Annotated in this window: 1 protein-coding gene; it reads right to left on the bottom strand. The window is 50.0% G+C overall.

Annotated elements, in window-relative coordinates; translation table 11 throughout:
- On the bottom strand, positions 1-436 hold a 436-nt coding region (locus tag ACTHUR_RS21380; RefSeq protein ID WP_440400818.1), incomplete at both ends, for a heterodisulfide reductase-related iron-sulfur binding cluster.

The raw sequence follows: 436 nt of genomic DNA, 5'->3' as shown, positions 1-436 counted from the left end.
GCCAAAACCGCAGCACTCGCTTTCATGGTCGTGAACGATACGTTCAACATTTTCCATGCCGTCAATCAGCTGCCAGCCTGACACATGGACATTCATCTCACGACGCGCCGCGCAGGAAGTATGGACAGCCACTTTAACCGGCTCACCTTTATCTTCAGGTTTGTAACCAATCGCCAGCAGGAAGTGGGTAAATTCAATGATACGGTTGGCGCAATCAATGGCTTTTTGTTCGTACTCGGTACCTTTAAACAAAGTCGGCCAGTGGTGTTTCATCATGCCGCCGCAAGAACCGGAAGGCACGACAATCGGCCAATTTTCAGGGAATAAATCCAGTTGCGCTTTGGCAACATCAAAGGCTTCTTTAGGATGACCTGACGAATAGGCCGGTTGGCCGCAGCAGCTTTGTTCCATCGGATAATGGATACGGATACCCTGT

It is taken from the genome of Neisseria sp. P0021.S007 (assembly GCF_051956855.1).
The sequence above is the reverse complement of the archived record's forward strand: the minus strand, read 5'-3'. Positions and strand labels throughout refer to the sequence as shown.